The sequence below is a fragment of the Occallatibacter sp. genome, from assembly GCF_049582745.1.
Lineage (GTDB): Bacteria > Acidobacteriota > Terriglobia > Terriglobales > Acidobacteriaceae > Telmatobacter.
Genome location: NZ_JBAUUO010000040.1, coordinates 1 through 15,098, shown reverse-complemented (window position 1 = coordinate 15,098; position 15,098 = coordinate 1). Strand labels below are relative to the sequence as shown.

Below are 15,098 nucleotides of genomic sequence, written 5' to 3'. Positions count from 1 at the left end.
CACATGACGATCCCAATGAAACTGTTCATCAATTACGTAGCATTTGCAGTTCTTGCCATCGCTTTACCTGTTGCCTCAATTGCGCAGGCAACACCAAAGAGCGGAGCGCTTCCCGATGCTCCGGCGTCCCGCCTGCTTGCTCAAGTAAGCGCACAACCTGCAATACATGCGACGAATCAAGCACAGAGCTCACCGACACCCGGCGCCAATCCGCGGCTCACACGCAGCGAGGCCGGGCAGATGGCGATCAAGAATAATCCACAGGTAACCATCGCAAAGTTGCTCGCGCTTGCGCAACACCAGGTGTATCGAGAAACCCGGGCAGCGGAATTGCCGACAGGGAGCGCGGCCATCACGGCCGTGGAAGCTGAAGAAGCGAGTCGTGTCTCGGCGGGGTCTCTGACGGCTTCGCGCCTTTTCGAACATGCAGGTGCGGGAGGGGGATTCTCGCAATTGTTGACGGATTTTGGGAGAACACGCAATCTGGTAGCTTCATCGATTCTTCAGGAAAAGGCACAAAAAGCAAACGCGGTGGCAACGCAGTATGACATTGAGCTTGCGACTGATCAAGCATTCTTCAATGCTCTGGAGGCGCAGGAAACCTTAAGGGTTGCACAACAGAACGTCACTACGAGGCAGACATTGCAATCGCAAATCAATCAGATGACGATGAACAAGCTCAAGTCAACGCTGGATCTGAGCTTCGCCAATGTCAATCTGTCGCAGGCGAAGCTGCTTGCACTCGATGCGCAAAACATCGCGGATTCGACGATGGCCGCACTCGATGCTGTGCTCGGGTTGGATCATGAGATGACTTTTCAACTGATCGACGACGGATCCGCCTTTCAACAGCCACCGCCGGATGTAGACCAGCAGATACAGGAAAGCTTGCAGCAGCGCCCCGATTTGCAGGCCACACAATTCAGCGAACAAGCCGCAGTGAAGTTCAGTCACGCAGAACGCGATCAGCTGTTTCCGAGCATCGCCACCTCAGGTACGGTGGGAACCGTCCCGATTCGCCCGGGCCAGTACTACCTCACGAACTGGTGGGGAGCTATCGGAGTGAACATTAATATCCCGATATTTAACGGGTTTCTCTATACTTCTCAGGCGAAGGAAGCGTCACTACGTGCCCAGGCCGCTTCTGAACAAACAAGGGACTTGCGCGACCGCATTGTGCGAGACGTGAAAACTGCGTGGCTGGCTGCAAACACTTCGTACCAGAAGGTGAGCGTATCCGCCGAACTTCTGCAGGAAGCCGATCTCGGTTTGAAGCTGGCACAGACGCGATATCAGATGGGGCTTAGTTCGATTGTTGAGTTAAGCCAGGCGGAGTATCAGCAGACAGATGCTGCAATCGGCAATGCAAATGCTCAGTATCAATACCGAATGGCATTGGCAACGCTAAATTATCAGATTGGTTCCGTGCCATAGCTCCGATCGAAGCGCTGTGATGGATTAGTGGAAATCGTGCGATCTGACTTCGGCGGATGTGATGTCGATCGGTCTGATTTGAGCGGCTTTTACATGGATCACGCCGTTTTGGGTTTGCAGAGTACCTTCGATCTCAAGAAAGCGGTTGCGTGTGACCACCACGCGTTCTCTCTCGAATAGATCTGGCGTTATGATGACATTTGCAATTCCGGTCTCGTCTTCAAGCGAGAGAAAGACGAATCCTTTTGCTGTGCCTGGACGTTGACGTGCGATAACACAACCTGCGATTCGAACAAAACACTTGTTGCTGCTGCGGGTAAGGTCCTCAGCAGAGAGAAAGCCCGAGTGATTCAACGAGTCTCGATGATAGGTCATCGGATGCGGGCCGCAGGTAAGCCCGCTTCCTGCATAATCTGCAGCAAGTCGCTCGTCTGTTGACATCTTTCTCAAGGGCATTGACGCATCGGCGGCATGGTGTGCAGTTGACGATCTCAACAGAGGGCCGACCGGGCGGGCGGCCAGCTCGACCTGCCAGATCGAATCACGCCGATGTTTGACGTCTCCAATAGAATTCAAGGCACCAATGCCTGCAAGTAATACCAATTCTTTTCTATTCAATTCGGGAACTCGGCGTGTGAGATCGTCGACTGATAGAAACTGGCCGTAAGCGTTTCTTGAAGCCAGTAATGCATCTGCACAGGATTGTCTGAGCCCCTTGGCATAGTTAAGACCTATGCGGATGGAGAGGCTGCCATCGGATTCATGCTCAATGGAGCATGGCCAATCAGATCGCTGCACACTGATTGGGTGAACGCGCAATCCATGTCTCTGCGCATCCTTGATAAGCACTGCAGGCGCGTAAAAGCCCATCGGTTGGTTATTGAGAAGGCCGCAGGTGAATGCTGCGAGATAATGAACCTTCAAATACGCGGAGGCATACGCGATTAGCGCGAAGCTTGCCGCATGCGATTCCGGAAATCCGTACATGGCAAAGGACGAGATTCCCTGCACAATGTTGTCTTGCTCCTGCGGCCCGATTCCATTGCTTGTCATGCCCGCACGCAGTCTCCCTTCCAGATCGCGCATTCGCTGCATCGAGCGTCGCATGCCTACGGCGCGACGCAACTCTTCGGCTTCGGAACCGGTAAAACTCGCAACCACCATCGCCATACGCAATAGTTGCTCTTGAAAGAGTGGTACACCCAGTGTTCGCTTCAGCACAGGCTCCAGTAATGGATGCGGGTACGAAACCTCCTCCTGCCCCTGTCGACGCCTCATATAGGGATGCATCATTTTGCCGACAATCGGGCCTGGACGAATAATGGCAACCTGTACCACGACGTCGTAGAAACATCTCGGTGCATTATGCGGCAGCGAGGCCATCTGGGCGCGACTCTCGACTTGAAACATGCCAACGGTATCCGCTTTGCAGAGTGTGTCATAAACAAGCGGATCCTCCGGCAAGGACGCCAAGTCAACATCGTTGCCATAATGGCGCGGAATCAGCTCCAACGAGTCTTTGAGCGTGGCCATCATGCCAAGGCCAAGCAAATCGACTTTGATCAGCCCCATTTCCGCGCAGTCCTCCTTGTCCCATTGAACAACGGTCCGGCCGGGCATCGATGCGCGTTCGATGGGGACGATCCGATTCAGCATTCCGGCGCAGATAACCATTCCCCCAGAGTGCTGTCCAAGATGGCGCGGCAGATTGTACATGCGCGTGCATAGTTCGAGATATTTGGCAATCGCAGGATGACGTGCATCGAAGCCAGCCTGATCTAAATGTTTTGCCATCGTGTCATTGGCGCCGCGCCATTCCCAATGACCGACAAGACTGGAGAGCTTTGATAGCTGAAGTTCATCGAATCCGAGTGCTTTTCCTACTTCACGAGCGGCAGATCGTCCGCGGTATGTAATAACGTTGGCGGTCATGGCCGCGCCTAGTGCGCCATAGTGTTCGTATATGTACTGGATAACGCGTTCGCGATGGTCGCCTGAGGGAAGATCGAGATCGATATCCGGCCATTCGCCTCGGCTCTCGCTCAGGAAACGCTCAAACAGCAACTCCATTCCAATGGGATCTACTGCAGTGATTTCGAGGGCATAGCACACAACCGAGTTTGCTGCCGATCCACGACCCTGCACTAGGAAACCATTTCGATTGCAAAACCGGATGATGTCCCAAACAATTAGGAAGTAGCCGGCAAATCCGAGCTTCGCAATCAATTCGAGCTCGTGCTGTGCCTGTTTCCGCGCTCGCGCCATTAGGTTTTGTTTGAGAGATGTTGAATACCGTTTACATATGCCTTCATCGATCCGTTTGGCGAGAAAACTATCCATAGTATCGCCATCAGTCACGGGATACCGTGGAAACTCGTAGCCGAGATTGTTGAGCGTGAATTCGAGACGTTCGCTCACAATGCGCGTGTTTGCAATCGCCTCAGGTATATCTCGAAAAAGATCGGACATCTCTCGTGACGAGCGCAAATGGCACAAGGCGTTTCTACTCAAAAGTCTTCCGGCATTATGAACGGTAGTGTGATGGCGAATGGCTGTAAAAACATCGAGGAGTTCACGATCTACTTGCCTGGCGCAGCGCACACCGTTTGTCGCAATGATGGGCAGACCCAAGCGCGAAGCAATGTTGAGTAGTTCAGAATTACGGACCTCTTCCTCACGTTCGAGGTGGCGCTGGAGTTCAACATATACATTGTTACGACCATAGATGGAGGCGAGGCGACCGAGTGCCTTGTGCGTACCGGTATAACCTTCGCGACGAAGTATCGCTGCGAGCGGTCCTTCTTCTCCGCCTGTAAGACAGATCAGGTCGGCTGAAAATTCCTCCAGGTCTTCGAAGGTAGCTGCACCTTCGGCCTTTGCGGTCTCGCGCATCTTGAAGCGCGTGATGAGTTGACAGAGATTCTGATATCCAACCTGCGATGTGCAAAGGAGAACGATCCGCGGCGGCTCATCGGCGTATTGGTGCGGAAGCCACTCCTGGGGAACAAGCCTGTTGCCGAACGATGAAACTGCGATCTCTGCTCCTATGTGGGCTTTTACCTGGTTGTGCTTTCCTGCGGTGTGGAAACGAGCCACACCATACATGCCATTTCTGTCAGCCAGTGCCATTGCCGGCATGCCGATCTCGACTGCACGCTCCATGAAAGATTCCGGCTCCGACGATCCAGCGAGAAAACTGAAGGCACTCGATGCGTGGAGCTCGATATATTCTTCAGAACTGGTTCGAGATGCTTGATCGCTAACACTGAAGCCATTGACGTCAGTCATACAACGCATCCAATAGCCATTGCTTTTTCAAATGATCGTGAACGATCAGGTACCCGATCGACTCACCAAGTTCGTTTGCAGCCACAACGTCCCACTCTTCCAGATCCCATTGGTTCACTGACCACCAGCAGCCGCTGGTAAGCCAAGGACCGTAGGCAACCTGTACGCCGTAACGATCCGTACCATCGTAAAAACATGCGGGCTTCGCACATTCGAGATGCATACGAATAGGCCGAGGTGGACGCATGCGCCGTAGAGAAACTCTAATATTGGTGTCCTCGCGCGGAACTGTCAGACTGGTTACCGAAAAGTTCTCCATAACGAAGCTGTCACCGCGATGCGTGTCTAATAATTTCGGAGAGCCAACACGGTCGTCGCCGACCAATGCCTTGAGTCGTGCAAGAGTGACATCGAGGCGCGATGGTTCTGGCGTCTGCGGCGCGAAAAGACCTAGCTGCATTTTGTTTTGCTGTCCTGCCTCGGCAGTCAATGTGAGAGATGTTATGGCTGCTTGCGGCGGGTGGGCTGCAATCTCAAGCTGCAGTAGTTTCAGTAGGAATTTGCAGTCGCTGCTGGGGATTGCAGGTCGAATCACACGCTGGTAGATGATCTCTTTTTCGAGATCCATGTGAACATTGATAGTCGCTAACGACAATGCTCTTGAAGTTGCGCGCGTTACTAGACTACTGATCATGTTAGCGGCCATGAACATGAGAGAGTCGAGTTGTTCAATATGGGTTTCGAATGCGGCGTGCTCCTTGAGTTCGAAACGGGCCTCAATCGGTAGAAAAAAGTGTTCAGCCATTCCACGCGCAAGTTTGAGCCATAGCGTTGCCTTCTGGCCGAGACGGGTGATCAGCTCTTCTTCAGGCAGTTCTGCCAGTTCGCCGAGACAGCTAATCCCCCACACTGCAAATGTTTCGTAATCCTCTTCATCAATCGGCAATGCAGAGATGGGAGTAGCCGCAAGGGACACGGCCTCCTGTTTATCAGGGACGACCGTAATGCCTCGCGAGAACGCAGCCTTAATGCGTGCAGTATCGAAGTTATGGCTCAGAGCTACCGAGGCACGCAATCCGGATGATTGAATTGATGAACGGATACGTTGTGCCAATATTGCCGGTGATCCAAACAGTCGTTCCGTACCGGTAATGTCCAACACGGAGCCGCATGCATTGGTAGCGAATGTCTCTTCGATGCGAGGGGAAAACTGCGACACACTCTCGAGAAGAATCATCCTGGCCGCGCGTTCTGTTTCGATTGAACGCGACTGTACATATATTCCACCGAGTTCTTCGACTTCCAGACGTGTCATACCAGGTGCGACTCTACGTTTTCTGGCATGCAGATTGAGCGAACAGACTCGCTCATGTGGAGCGACACCATCAAGTATGACTACCGCATGAGCGCGCAGATCCGGTCTCAAGCGAACGATCGCTTGTGCCGGAAAATCCGCCGCATAAATTGCTGCGTATAGCGCATTGGATTGAATTGTCATGCCCGTTTTTCTTGGCTCCATGGCGCTTGCGTGGACCATGTAGATGCCGGCGGTTTAAATGCGATGTTTGTTAGCGGAGAAAATCGTATGCGGCCACGTCCGACACTGAAATTAAAGCCGCGAATTGCCGTGCCTGTTGCAACGTCGATTTGATCTGGCTGGCATTCAAGAACGACAGCGGCGCTCGACTGCGCGTAGGCTGCTTTGCCTAGCACGACCAGGGTGCAACGCGTGCGATCAGCGGTTTGACGGAAGCGAAACCACGTTGCCAATGGAATGCGACGGCCGTGCTCGATAGCTTCATCTGCCAGGTCAAGCACGATCGCTGCGAAACCGCCGGCCTGCAACAGTAGATCTGTTGCGCGGATAGCCTGATCGAGGCGTGTCCACGGACGTTGATTATTTGGAGATGTGCGGCGAATGACCGGGAAAGACTTTTCGATTGGCGCATTTCCGCATCGGACCCAGAGCAGATGCTTCAGACTGACTCCATTCGCTGCAGCCGATTCTGGATCCAAATTATCGTTCGCATCAATCCATGCGCACGAACTGCGATCCTGTGTGCGCCGTGCGAGAAATGCTAATGCGATGGTTGTTCTCCCTGAGGACGCAGAGCCGGTGATCTCGCTGATCGCACCTACGGGCAGACCACCATCAAGCAACTCGTCTATTTGAACAATGCCGGTGGCTGAAACCTCCTGTATTCCTCGCGCAGCCGGAGTCAGCACAGAGGGGTAGCGATGCTGGAAATCATTCTCGATTTGTTGTCGAAGTGCGGCGTAGGAAGGCATGGCTGAGAGGGCGATATTCGCCTTATATTCGCCTATAGAATCAAACTATTCTGGATAGGTTGTCAACGTCATCTTGTGGGAAAAGTAATGCATTTCTAAACCGGCATCGCGCACAAACAGATTATATAAACGTAATAATTTCTTATATTTATATTGTATTTATCCTCAAAACTATTAACTAATCGACAGGTGTCAGGCGCGCCGTAAAATGACGCAAAAAAGGCGCTTCGTACGTCAGGCGCATTCCTTTTATCTTTTCGCGGTTCCTGAACACCTCAATGATCACTTCAACCAGGTAATCGACATGGCTCTGCGTATATACCCGCCGCGGCATTGCCAGCCGAACAAGGTCCATCTGAGCAGAACCGGCAAACATCAGGGTGCCGATTTCTACCGAGCGCACACCACCCTCGAGGTACAGTTCGGCCGCCAGCGCTACACCCGGAAACTGATCAGAAGGAACATGAGGTAGGAATGCGCGCGCATCAATGTAAATGGCGTGGCCTCCCGGCGGCTGAACAATCGGTACTCCGGCCTCATCGATGTGGTTGCCCAGATATGCCGTTGACGCGATGCGGTAGCGAAGATAATCCTCCTGCAGCGCTTCCTGGATACCGACCGCAATGGCTTCAAGATCGCGCCCCGCGAGCCCGCCGTACGTCGGATAACCCTCTGTCAGAATCAGGAGATCTTTCTCCTGCTGCGCGAGCAGGTCATCGCTCGTGCAAAGAAAGCCGCCGATGTTCGCCATTCCGTCTTTCTTCGCAGACATTGTGCAGCCGTCGCCATGGCGGAACATTTCCTGCGCGATCTCTTTTGGAGTCTTGTCAACATAGCCCGGTTCTCGCAGCTTGATGAACCATGCATTTTCCGCAAAGCGGCACGCATCGAAATAGAGCGGAATCCCATGACGTTTACAAATCGCGCTCACCTGGCGCACGTTTTCCATCGACACGGGCTGACCTCCCCCGGAATTGTTGGTTACCGTGAGCATGACCAGGGGAATGCGCTCGCGACCAACGCGCTCAATCAAAGCTTCAAGCGCGGCGACATCCATGTTGCCTTTGAAGGGATATTGCGAGGATGGTTGGCGGCCTTCAGAAATCAGCAGGTCCACGGCTTCTGCACCGACAAATTCAACATTGGCGCGGGTGGTATCGAAATGCGTGTTGTTGGGGACGACATGGCCCTTCTTGCAGGTGACGCCAAACAGAATGCGTTCGGCCGCGCGTCCCTGGTGAGTGGGAATGATGTGTTTGTATCCGACGATGTCGTGGACGGAGTTGTAGAAGCGATCGTAGCTGCGACTTCCAGCGTAGCTCTCATCTCCCTCCATGATTGCGGCCCACTGATGAGTTGACATCGCGCCGGTACCGGAATCCGTAAGCAGGTCGATCAGCACATCGTCGGCGCGCAACAGGAAAAGGTTGTAATGTGCGGCCTTCAGCAGTTCTTCGCGTTGCTCACGGGTCGTCCAGCGGATCGGCTCCACGCTTTTGATCCGGAATGGCTCGATGATGGTTCTTACTGGCATGATTCCGTCCTGATTGTCCGGTAGTATAGGTGGTTACCTGAGCGAAATCCAAAATGGTCCTGAACGCGTCGCAGCAAACCGGTTTCTTTGCCAAGGGGAAGCGTTTCATGATGTTCAGTCGAATTGTAGTTCTATTGTCGCTGCTGATGGGCATTTTCGCTCGAACTGGACTTGCCGAAATCACAAACGATGGCACAACGCAACAACCTTCAGCGGCTGCCGTCAATCCAAACGCAACGCCTGAAGCGCGAGAATTGTTGCGCCAGATCGACCAGATTTCCGGACACTACACGCTCACCGGACAGAATAACTTTCCCAATCATCTGTCGCGGTGGTCAGATCGGATCTACGATCTGACTGGAAAGTTCCCCACGATATTCGGGCAGGATTTCGGCTTCTCCGGCGGAGACGACAAGGATTCAGTGGAAGGGCGACCTTCAATGATTCAAGAGGCGATCCGGCAGTATCGTAACGGAGCCGTTATCGCTCTCACATGGCACGCCGTGCGGCCCACAGACGATGAGCCTGCGACGTTCCGTGACAGTGTGCAGGGCCACTTGACCGATTTCGAGTGGAACGAGCTGCTGACTCCAGGTACCAACATCTACAACCGCTGGGTAGAACAGGTCGACGTGATCGCAGGCTACCTGCAACAACTCCAGGCTGCCGGCGTGCCGGTCCTGTTTCGCCCCTACCACGAGATGAACGGAAACTGGTTCTGGTGGGGCGGGCGGCGGGCGAGCTCGGATCGGCGGCGCTGTACCGGCAGCTCTACGACCGGTTTGTGCAGGTCCATCACTTGAATAACCTGATCTGGGTGTGGAACGTGAACAGCCCGGGCGGCACTGCCGGGCCGATTGACGCGTTCTATCCGGGAGCCAAACGCGCAGACGTCATCACGATGGACATATACGGCAAGTTTGAGCAGAGCTATTACACCAGCACGCTCGCGCTGGCCGGTGACAAGCCCATTGGGCTTGCCGAGGTGGGCGCCATGCCCTCGCTCGATGTGCTCGAGCAGCAACCGCGCTGGGCGTATTTCATGATGTGGAGCGGTATGGGCGAGGCTGTGAATTCTCAAGAGCAGCTTCAGGCGATGTTTCATGCGCCCAACGTGTTGAATCGCGGCGATGCACCCTTTGTGCAGAAGGCTGCGCCTGCGGGCCCGCTCGACATACCGGTAACTGCGAATGCCTCGCCCGCATCCGTAGCTTTACTGAAGACGCTGAACACGACAGCGCCTTCGCACGTGCTGAGCGGGCAGCAGGTCGAGGCTACCGGTTCGGAGTCAGCCATTGATGCCGTGGTTCGCGCAACCGGCAAGCGCCCCATCATCATCAGTCAGGATCTCGACACGCGGTCTGGAGCAACTGTTCCCGTAAAGGCTGTCATTGACGAGGTCCTCAAACAAAGCGATCAGAATGCGGTCATTAGTCTGCGATGGTTCGCCCCAAATCCTACGGAGAAAGATGAAAGCGGCAAGGAAGTGGACAACCGTCTTCTGACCGATTACGAGTGGAAGGAATTGTTGACGCCGGGAACGCCGCTAAACCTGCGCTGGAGCGAACAGGTCGACGCTGCTGCTGCAGCTCTCAAACCGCTGGCCGACAAGGGCGTTGCGGTACTGTGGTCGCCGTATCCCGAGCCCAACGGCAAGCATTACTGGTGGAGCAGTCGACCGGGAATTCATGGGAGTGCTGCGCTCTACCGCATGCTCTTTGACCGGCTTGTGAATCATCATCGCCTTACCAATCTAGTCTGGGTGTGGGAGGCTGCAACTCCCGGTTTCGGGCCGAATGCGGCTGCGGGACCGTATAGCCAGTTCTTTCCTGGACTCCTTTATGTCGATTCGCTCGAACTCGATGTGACCCATGCAGAATCACGATTTCGCGCTGATATTTTCTTGCGCTCGATCGGTGTAGCCAAACCGATCGGGCTCTTCATCGATGGCAAAGCGCCCGATCCTTTGTTTTTTGCGAATGAAACCGGGTGGGCCTGGTTTGTGCTCGGCCCTGAATCTGCTGGGAAGGGAACTGAAGGGGAAGTTGCCGCCAATCCGGATCCGGCGATTGCGGGATTGTATGCCGATCCGCGCGTGGTCTCTCATTGACCGGGTTCAGCTCGCAATGTGTGGAGTCAGCTACGGCTTGGCGGCCAGCTTGCGCAAACGATCGCTTACGTTCCAAAACGCGCGTCCATCGTGGTAGGCTGCTTTCCAGATCGATCCCTTGTCTTCGGTAACGGGCGTGCCATCCGCCGCGGTCAGGTTGTAATCGCCGTGATACCGCCCATCGATGGTGTAGTGGCGGATGAAGGCCCACTGTTCAAGGAATCGCTCGAAGTACACGCCATCCTGCTTCCCGTAGCGTTCGTGCATCATCAGGAGTGCGTTCAGGCCTTCGACCTGCACCCACCATTCCTTCATCGTGTCTTCGGGTTTCCCAAACGTCGTACCCTCGCGGAAGAATCCACCGTTCTTCTGGTCCCATCCATAGGCGAGCGCATGATCGACAAGCATCCGCGCCATGTGTTCCGTCTTTTCTTCGGCGGCTCCATGCAGGGCTTCGTCGGTCTCCAGCATCAGATACGCCGTTTCGACGTCGTGCCCGTAGGAATCGTGATCCGGAATCGGTTGCCACGCGTTCGTGAAGTAGAGGTTCATCACCCCGGGCTCAACGCAGATCTTGTCGCGTACAATCGCGAGCAGTTCTTCGAGTCGCGAGCGCAGAGTCGGATCGGGCCAGACGGCGTAAAGCTGTGTAAACGCCTCTAGCAAATGAATGTGAGTGTTCATCGACTTGAAATTGATGGGTCCGATGGCGTTCGTTGCGACCGTTCCGTCGGCGACGCGGGGCACCACAGGCATTCCATCGCGCGAGAGCCATTCGAAATACCCGCCATGTATTGCGTCGTGCGCATGCTTGTCGGTCCAGAGAAAGCCGTCCTTCGCAATCTCGAGTGCCTTCTGATCGCCGGTCGCCTTATATGCCGCAGCGGCTCCGTAAATACAAAAGCCAATGCCGTAGAGTTCCTTTTCGTCGCCGAATGCCGGAGTGATTTTGTCCTGGTCGTCCAGGCCCCAGAAAAATCCGCCGTCCTGCTTATCCCACATCACGTTGGCGAGAAAATCCACACCATGACGGACGATCGGCACGAATTCGTCCTTCATTGCCGGCTCGCGCATGACCACTTGCGCCGCCACCCATGTCATGCGCCCTTGAAATACCGAGAATTTGCCGTCGCTCGGCAACTCCTGCCAGTCGCGCCCAAAATGGGAATGGAAACCACCAAACTTGGCGTCCACCGAACGCGGAAACCAGACATTGAGCACATCAGAGTGAAGCGCATTGGTCACCTCCGCAGCCAGACTCAAGTAAGTCTGGCGTGTTGGCTGGGGATTTGTAGTGATGGACTCCATTGGCGGTGCCTGCGCGAAGCATGGCCATGCGATGCACATCAGGAAAAGTAAGAGATGCTTCATCGGGCGTTCGGCTCTCCTCGCGCGAATCTAACAGAAGGAATCACCCGCGATGTTGTTCCGATTCCCCGCGCCGTCAAAGTTGGCTTGAAATCTCCGGCCGAGTTTAACGCAGCGAGTTACTTCTTTGCGACTCTCAAGAACTTTCGTTTGGCTACATGAAAGTTCAATTCCTGTTATTCTGAGGATAAATACTTGTAGAACTGCGGTCGGCAACTTCCCTGGAATAGAGGAATATGGGCACTGAGAAGTTGTGCGCCTGCGACCGGACCCGTCAAAGTCCGTTATGTGCGGAAATCGATTTCGTCGATACCGTCAAAGAGCCGTTTCTTACAATTGTCAAAGGCCTTTCTGACGTCAAGGATGGCCTCTGGTTGAGTCCATTCCGGGGCATTCCCCGTGGACCTCAGGTCTCGAGATTCGACGTTATCTATCTGGATGAAGACTGCAAGGTTCTCGATTACGTTGTAAATTTCGCCGAATCCGAATTTGAGCCGATTCCTGAAATCGCTGCAAGCGCCCTCGTTCTTCCCGCGCAAACACTCGGCTCATTTCCGATCCGAAAAGGCGATCAACTGAGAATTTGTCAGGGCAAACGGGTCCTCGCCGGTGCCCACAATTTCTCGTCCTCAACAGACTTCGAAGAAACACCCTTCTGCACGAGATACATGAAGCCACCGGCAGATCAGCCAACACAAAAGCATGACAAGCCGCTCGCGAAGCCGCAAACCGCGTCGCGCCCCTCCGGGGAAGACATGCCTTCTCTCAAGATCCGCTTCTTGCGCTGGCTGTTTCCAGAGCCTGCTTCAAGCGACAGGCGTCGCGGTGAGCGATTGGCGGATCCTGGCCTCGTTGTGTACTACTGGACCGGAGGATCGCCAAATTCCTATCCTCTCGGCAACGTGAGCAGCAGCGGGTTGTATCTCGTGACCGACGAACGCTGGCTCCCCGGAACGCGCATTGTGATGACACTGCAACGAAATGATCTCCGCGCAGGTAAAGCCGATGATGTCTGCAGAGTTGAATCCAAGGTAGTTCGCTGGGGAGAAGATGGCGTGGGTTGCGAGTTTGTCGAATCAGGATTCTTTGACCTGAATAACGGCGAAATTATTGAGGGCCAAAAGTTTGACCGTACAGCTTTCGAACAGTTTCTTCTTCGCGTCCGGGGAATCGACGCAGGTGCTCAGCAGAATAGAGCGCGATAGTCCGCCCGGATTCCGTTTCAGTGCCTGGTGTCTAAGAAGTATTGTGCGGGAACGCGTCCGGTGAGGCTCATGGCGGAGAGAGTGGGATTCGAACCTGCAGCGAGAAATCGTCAATAGGCAATAGGGTTCCATGCATCACGAACGTCCATGTTATGGCTATGTTATGGTTTTCGCGATCGAGGCACGGTGGCGAACGTAAAAGTTCGACTGATGATGCGAGTGAAAACGCAGGCTGGCTGGCGACACTACCCGGCAGCGTATGCGGCGAACAACCGTGTTAAGCCTTGGTACGCGGTCATTGCCGGCCAGGAAATCAAGTTCTCGGTCGGATATTACGAGCTGCGCTACTACCGGGTGCCAAAACTCTCTTTGAGGCTCTTAGAGGGGTCAGCCCGGCCGAGGCAGAAGCTCGCCGGAATAGGAAAGAAGCGCAGTTACTGGTTGTTAAGGCGGCCGGAAAGGTCGACGTTAGGATCGAGCCGCTAGATCCTAGGCGTCCAACGCTCGGATCCGAATTAGAGAGGTTTCTGACGGTAGCCTCGGATCGGGGATCGCTTGAAGCCCGAGAAGTCTACGAATTCGCATGTAACGAATTCCTTGAAGTGACGGGCCGTCAGTTCGTAGATGAAATCTTGCCGGATGACCTCGTCATGTACCACCGGAAGCTTTTCGAGCGGGGAATGAGCGTGAGGACGGTGAACAATCGTCATTCAAACGTGAAGGCATTCCTAAAACTCCTGGATTACGACATCAAGAGATTGCCTAAACCGCCAAAATACGACAAGACTCTTCCTCAGATCTACTCCGATCAAGAACTCAAGGCGCTTTTCAATAGCGTGACCCGGATTGGCGACTATACAGACAAGTGGACTCGTTTCGATGACCAATGGGTGCTTCGGCGATTCTGCAGCGAATGTTCCTGATGCATGGTAAATCCGATCGCCATGTGCAATTTCGTAGTAAGTAGCACCCCGCCTCTCATTCCGCGCGCAGGATCTCGGTAGGGTCTGTGCGCAGCGCACGAAGCACGGCAGGGAGCATGGCAACGAGAGCTGTGAGCAGCATGGCACACGCCGGCAGCGCGATCATATCGGCGTCCGTTGCTTTGACCTGGTAGAAAAGAGACTCGACATAACGCGCCGCGCCGATTCCGAGCGTGACGCCCGCGCAGCCTCCGAGCGCGATCGTCAGGAATGCATCGAAAGTCACAATCCGCGCGATGCCAGCACGCGTCGAGCCAATCGCCAGGCGGATACCGATCTCGCGGCGGCGCTGGAGGACAGAGTAGTTGAGGACAGCGTAAAGTCCGATGCCGGCCAGAAGCAGCGCGACGGCGGCAAAGAAGGCGGCGAGCATAGCGATCAGGCTTTCATGAATGGTCTGGTCGCTCCGTGGTTATGTTCGAGACGCGAAGTCCGTTGTTGCGCTGCGCGATGAGCTGGCGGAGGAAGTTGGCGGGGGCGAGCGGGTTCTGGGCGTCGGTGTGAACGACAAAGGTGGCGAAGCCTTCGACCGTGGGGGCGGATTTGCCGTCGATTACTGCGAAGGGGACGTAGAAGACAGCGCGATTGGGCTCGCGCACGTCGTGGTCAGGGACGTCGGGGGTGACGTCAAGACGCGCTCATCGGACGCGAACAGTCACTATGGAGTGACCGGCGCCGATGCGCTGATCGTGGGTTAAGCTGTGAGCGTCCGAAGGACGCACAGTTCAGAGCCACAAGCGGAAGGGAGCCGGTCATGAAAGAGAAGTTACGATTTTTAGGTTTGGATGTCCATGCTGAGACGATCGCCGTGGCGGTCGCGGAGCCAGACGGTGACGTGCGAAGCTTGGGAACGATTCCGAACCGCGCTGAGTATCTCCGCAAGCTGA

The 15,098-nt window shown here is 54.7% G+C and carries 11 protein-coding genes; 5 read left to right on the top strand and 6 right to left on the bottom strand.

Annotated features, from left to right (window positions below; translation table 11 throughout):
* The first annotated feature begins 3 nt into the window (after positions 1–3).
* Positions 4–1,434 (top strand): TolC family protein, encoded by a 1,431-nt coding sequence (locus WCA10_RS04920; protein WP_472821385.1) that lies wholly within the window; start codon positions 4–6, stop codon positions 1,432–1,434.
* Positions 1,435–1,458: 24 nt separating this feature from the next.
* On the opposite strand, the gene WCA10_RS04915 is transcribed toward WCA10_RS04920, so the two are convergent.
* The 4 genes from WCA10_RS04915 to WCA10_RS04900 all read right to left on the bottom strand — a co-directional run bounded on the left by WCA10_RS04915 (position 1,459) and on the right by WCA10_RS04900 (position 8,545).
* Complete coding sequence (locus WCA10_RS04915; RefSeq protein ID WP_472821384.1) at positions 1,459–4,722, bottom strand: error-prone DNA polymerase; 3,264 nt, start codon at positions 4,720–4,722, stop codon at positions 1,459–1,461.
* Positions 4,715–6,220, bottom strand: a complete 1,506-nt coding sequence (locus WCA10_RS04910) for a Y-family DNA polymerase (RefSeq protein ID WP_472821383.1) — start codon at positions 6,218–6,220, stop codon at positions 4,715–4,717. Before WCA10_RS04910 ends, WCA10_RS04915 begins: the two co-directional genes overlap by 8 nt.
* Positions 6,217–7,011, bottom strand: a complete 795-nt coding sequence (locus tag WCA10_RS04905; protein WP_472821382.1) for an ATPase domain-containing protein — start codon at positions 7,009–7,011, stop codon at positions 6,217–6,219. The genes WCA10_RS04910 and WCA10_RS04905 overlap by 4 nt, the downstream gene beginning before the upstream one ends.
* Before the next feature lie 178 nt (positions 7,012–7,189).
* Entirely contained in the window at positions 7,190–8,545 is a 1,356-nt protein-coding gene (locus WCA10_RS04900) for a tryptophanase (protein WP_472821381.1), read from the bottom strand.
* Between the two features lie 107 nt (positions 8,546–8,652).
* Between WCA10_RS04900 and WCA10_RS04895 the strand changes: the two genes are divergently transcribed.
* Together WCA10_RS04895 and WCA10_RS04890 are read left to right on the top strand one after the other, a co-directional pair.
* Positions 8,653–9,348 carry a glycosyl hydrolase gene (locus WCA10_RS04895; RefSeq protein WP_472821380.1) on the top strand — a complete coding sequence of 232 codons (696 nt, stop codon included), beginning with the start codon at positions 8,653–8,655 and terminating at the stop codon, positions 9,346–9,348.
* Positions 9,267–10,655, top strand: a complete 1,389-nt coding sequence (locus WCA10_RS04890) for a glycosyl hydrolase (protein ID WP_472821379.1) — start codon at positions 9,267–9,269, stop codon at positions 10,653–10,655. Before WCA10_RS04895 ends, WCA10_RS04890 begins: the two co-directional genes overlap by 82 nt.
* 30 nt (positions 10,656–10,685) lie before the next feature.
* On the opposite strand, the gene WCA10_RS04885 is transcribed toward WCA10_RS04890, so the two are convergent.
* Positions 10,686–12,026 carry an AGE family epimerase/isomerase gene (locus WCA10_RS04885; protein ID WP_472821378.1) on the bottom strand — a complete coding sequence of 447 codons (1,341 nt, stop codon included), beginning with the start codon at positions 12,024–12,026 and terminating at the stop codon, positions 10,686–10,688.
* Positions 12,027–12,691: 665 nt separating this feature from the next.
* Here WCA10_RS04885 and WCA10_RS04880 point away from each other — a divergent pair.
* The gene (locus WCA10_RS04880) at positions 12,692–13,228 is read left to right on the top strand and encodes a hypothetical protein (protein WP_472821377.1); all 537 of its coding nucleotides are present in this window, start codon (positions 12,692–12,694) and stop codon (positions 13,226–13,228) included.
* A 978-nt stretch (positions 13,229–14,206) separates the two neighbouring features.
* Here the strand turns inward: WCA10_RS04880 and WCA10_RS04875 are convergent.
* Positions 14,207–14,584 (bottom strand): FtsX-like permease family protein, encoded by a 378-nt coding sequence (locus WCA10_RS04875; protein WP_472821376.1) that lies wholly within the window; start codon positions 14,582–14,584, stop codon positions 14,207–14,209.
* Between the two features lie 19 nt (positions 14,585–14,603).
* Here WCA10_RS04875 and WCA10_RS04870 point away from each other — a divergent pair, with 19 nt between their 5' ends.
* The gene (locus WCA10_RS04870; protein WP_472821375.1) at positions 14,604–14,909 is read left to right on the top strand and encodes a hypothetical protein; all 306 of its coding nucleotides are present in this window, start codon (positions 14,604–14,606) and stop codon (positions 14,907–14,909) included.
* Positions 14,910–15,098 lie beyond the last annotated feature (189 nt).

What these genes read in the sequence shown, in the direction of transcription:
- WCA10_RS04920 (WP_472821385.1), top strand. Translation starts at nt 4, where the DNA reads ATGACGATCCCAATGAAACTGTTCATCAATTACGTAGCATTTGCAGTT.
- WCA10_RS04915 (WP_472821384.1), bottom strand. Translation starts at nt 4,722, where the DNA reads ATGACTGACGTCAATGGCTTCAGTGTTAGCGATCAAGCATCTCGAACC.
- WCA10_RS04910 (WP_472821383.1), bottom strand. Translation starts at nt 6,220, where the DNA reads ATGACAATTCAATCCAATGCGCTATACGCAGCAATTTATGCGGCGGAT.
- WCA10_RS04905 (WP_472821382.1), bottom strand. Translation starts at nt 7,011, where the DNA reads ATGCCTTCCTACGCCGCACTTCGACAACAAATCGAGAATGATTTCCAG.
- WCA10_RS04900 (WP_472821381.1), bottom strand. Translation starts at nt 8,545, where the DNA reads ATGCCAGTAAGAACCATCATCGAGCCATTCCGGATCAAAAGCGTGGAG.
- WCA10_RS04895 (WP_472821380.1), top strand. Translation starts at nt 8,653, where the DNA reads ATGATGTTCAGTCGAATTGTAGTTCTATTGTCGCTGCTGATGGGCATT.
- WCA10_RS04885 (WP_472821378.1), bottom strand. Translation starts at nt 12,026, where the DNA reads ATGAAGCATCTCTTACTTTTCCTGATGTGCATCGCATGGCCATGCTTC.
- WCA10_RS04880 (WP_472821377.1), top strand. Translation starts at nt 12,692, where the DNA reads ATGAAGCCACCGGCAGATCAGCCAACACAAAAGCATGACAAGCCGCTC.
- WCA10_RS04875 (WP_472821376.1), bottom strand. Translation starts at nt 14,584, where the DNA reads ATGCTCGCCGCCTTCTTTGCCGCCGTCGCGCTGCTTCTGGCCGGCATC.
- WCA10_RS04870 (WP_472821375.1), top strand. Translation starts at nt 14,604, where the DNA reads ATGGTCTGGTCGCTCCGTGGTTATGTTCGAGACGCGAAGTCCGTTGTT.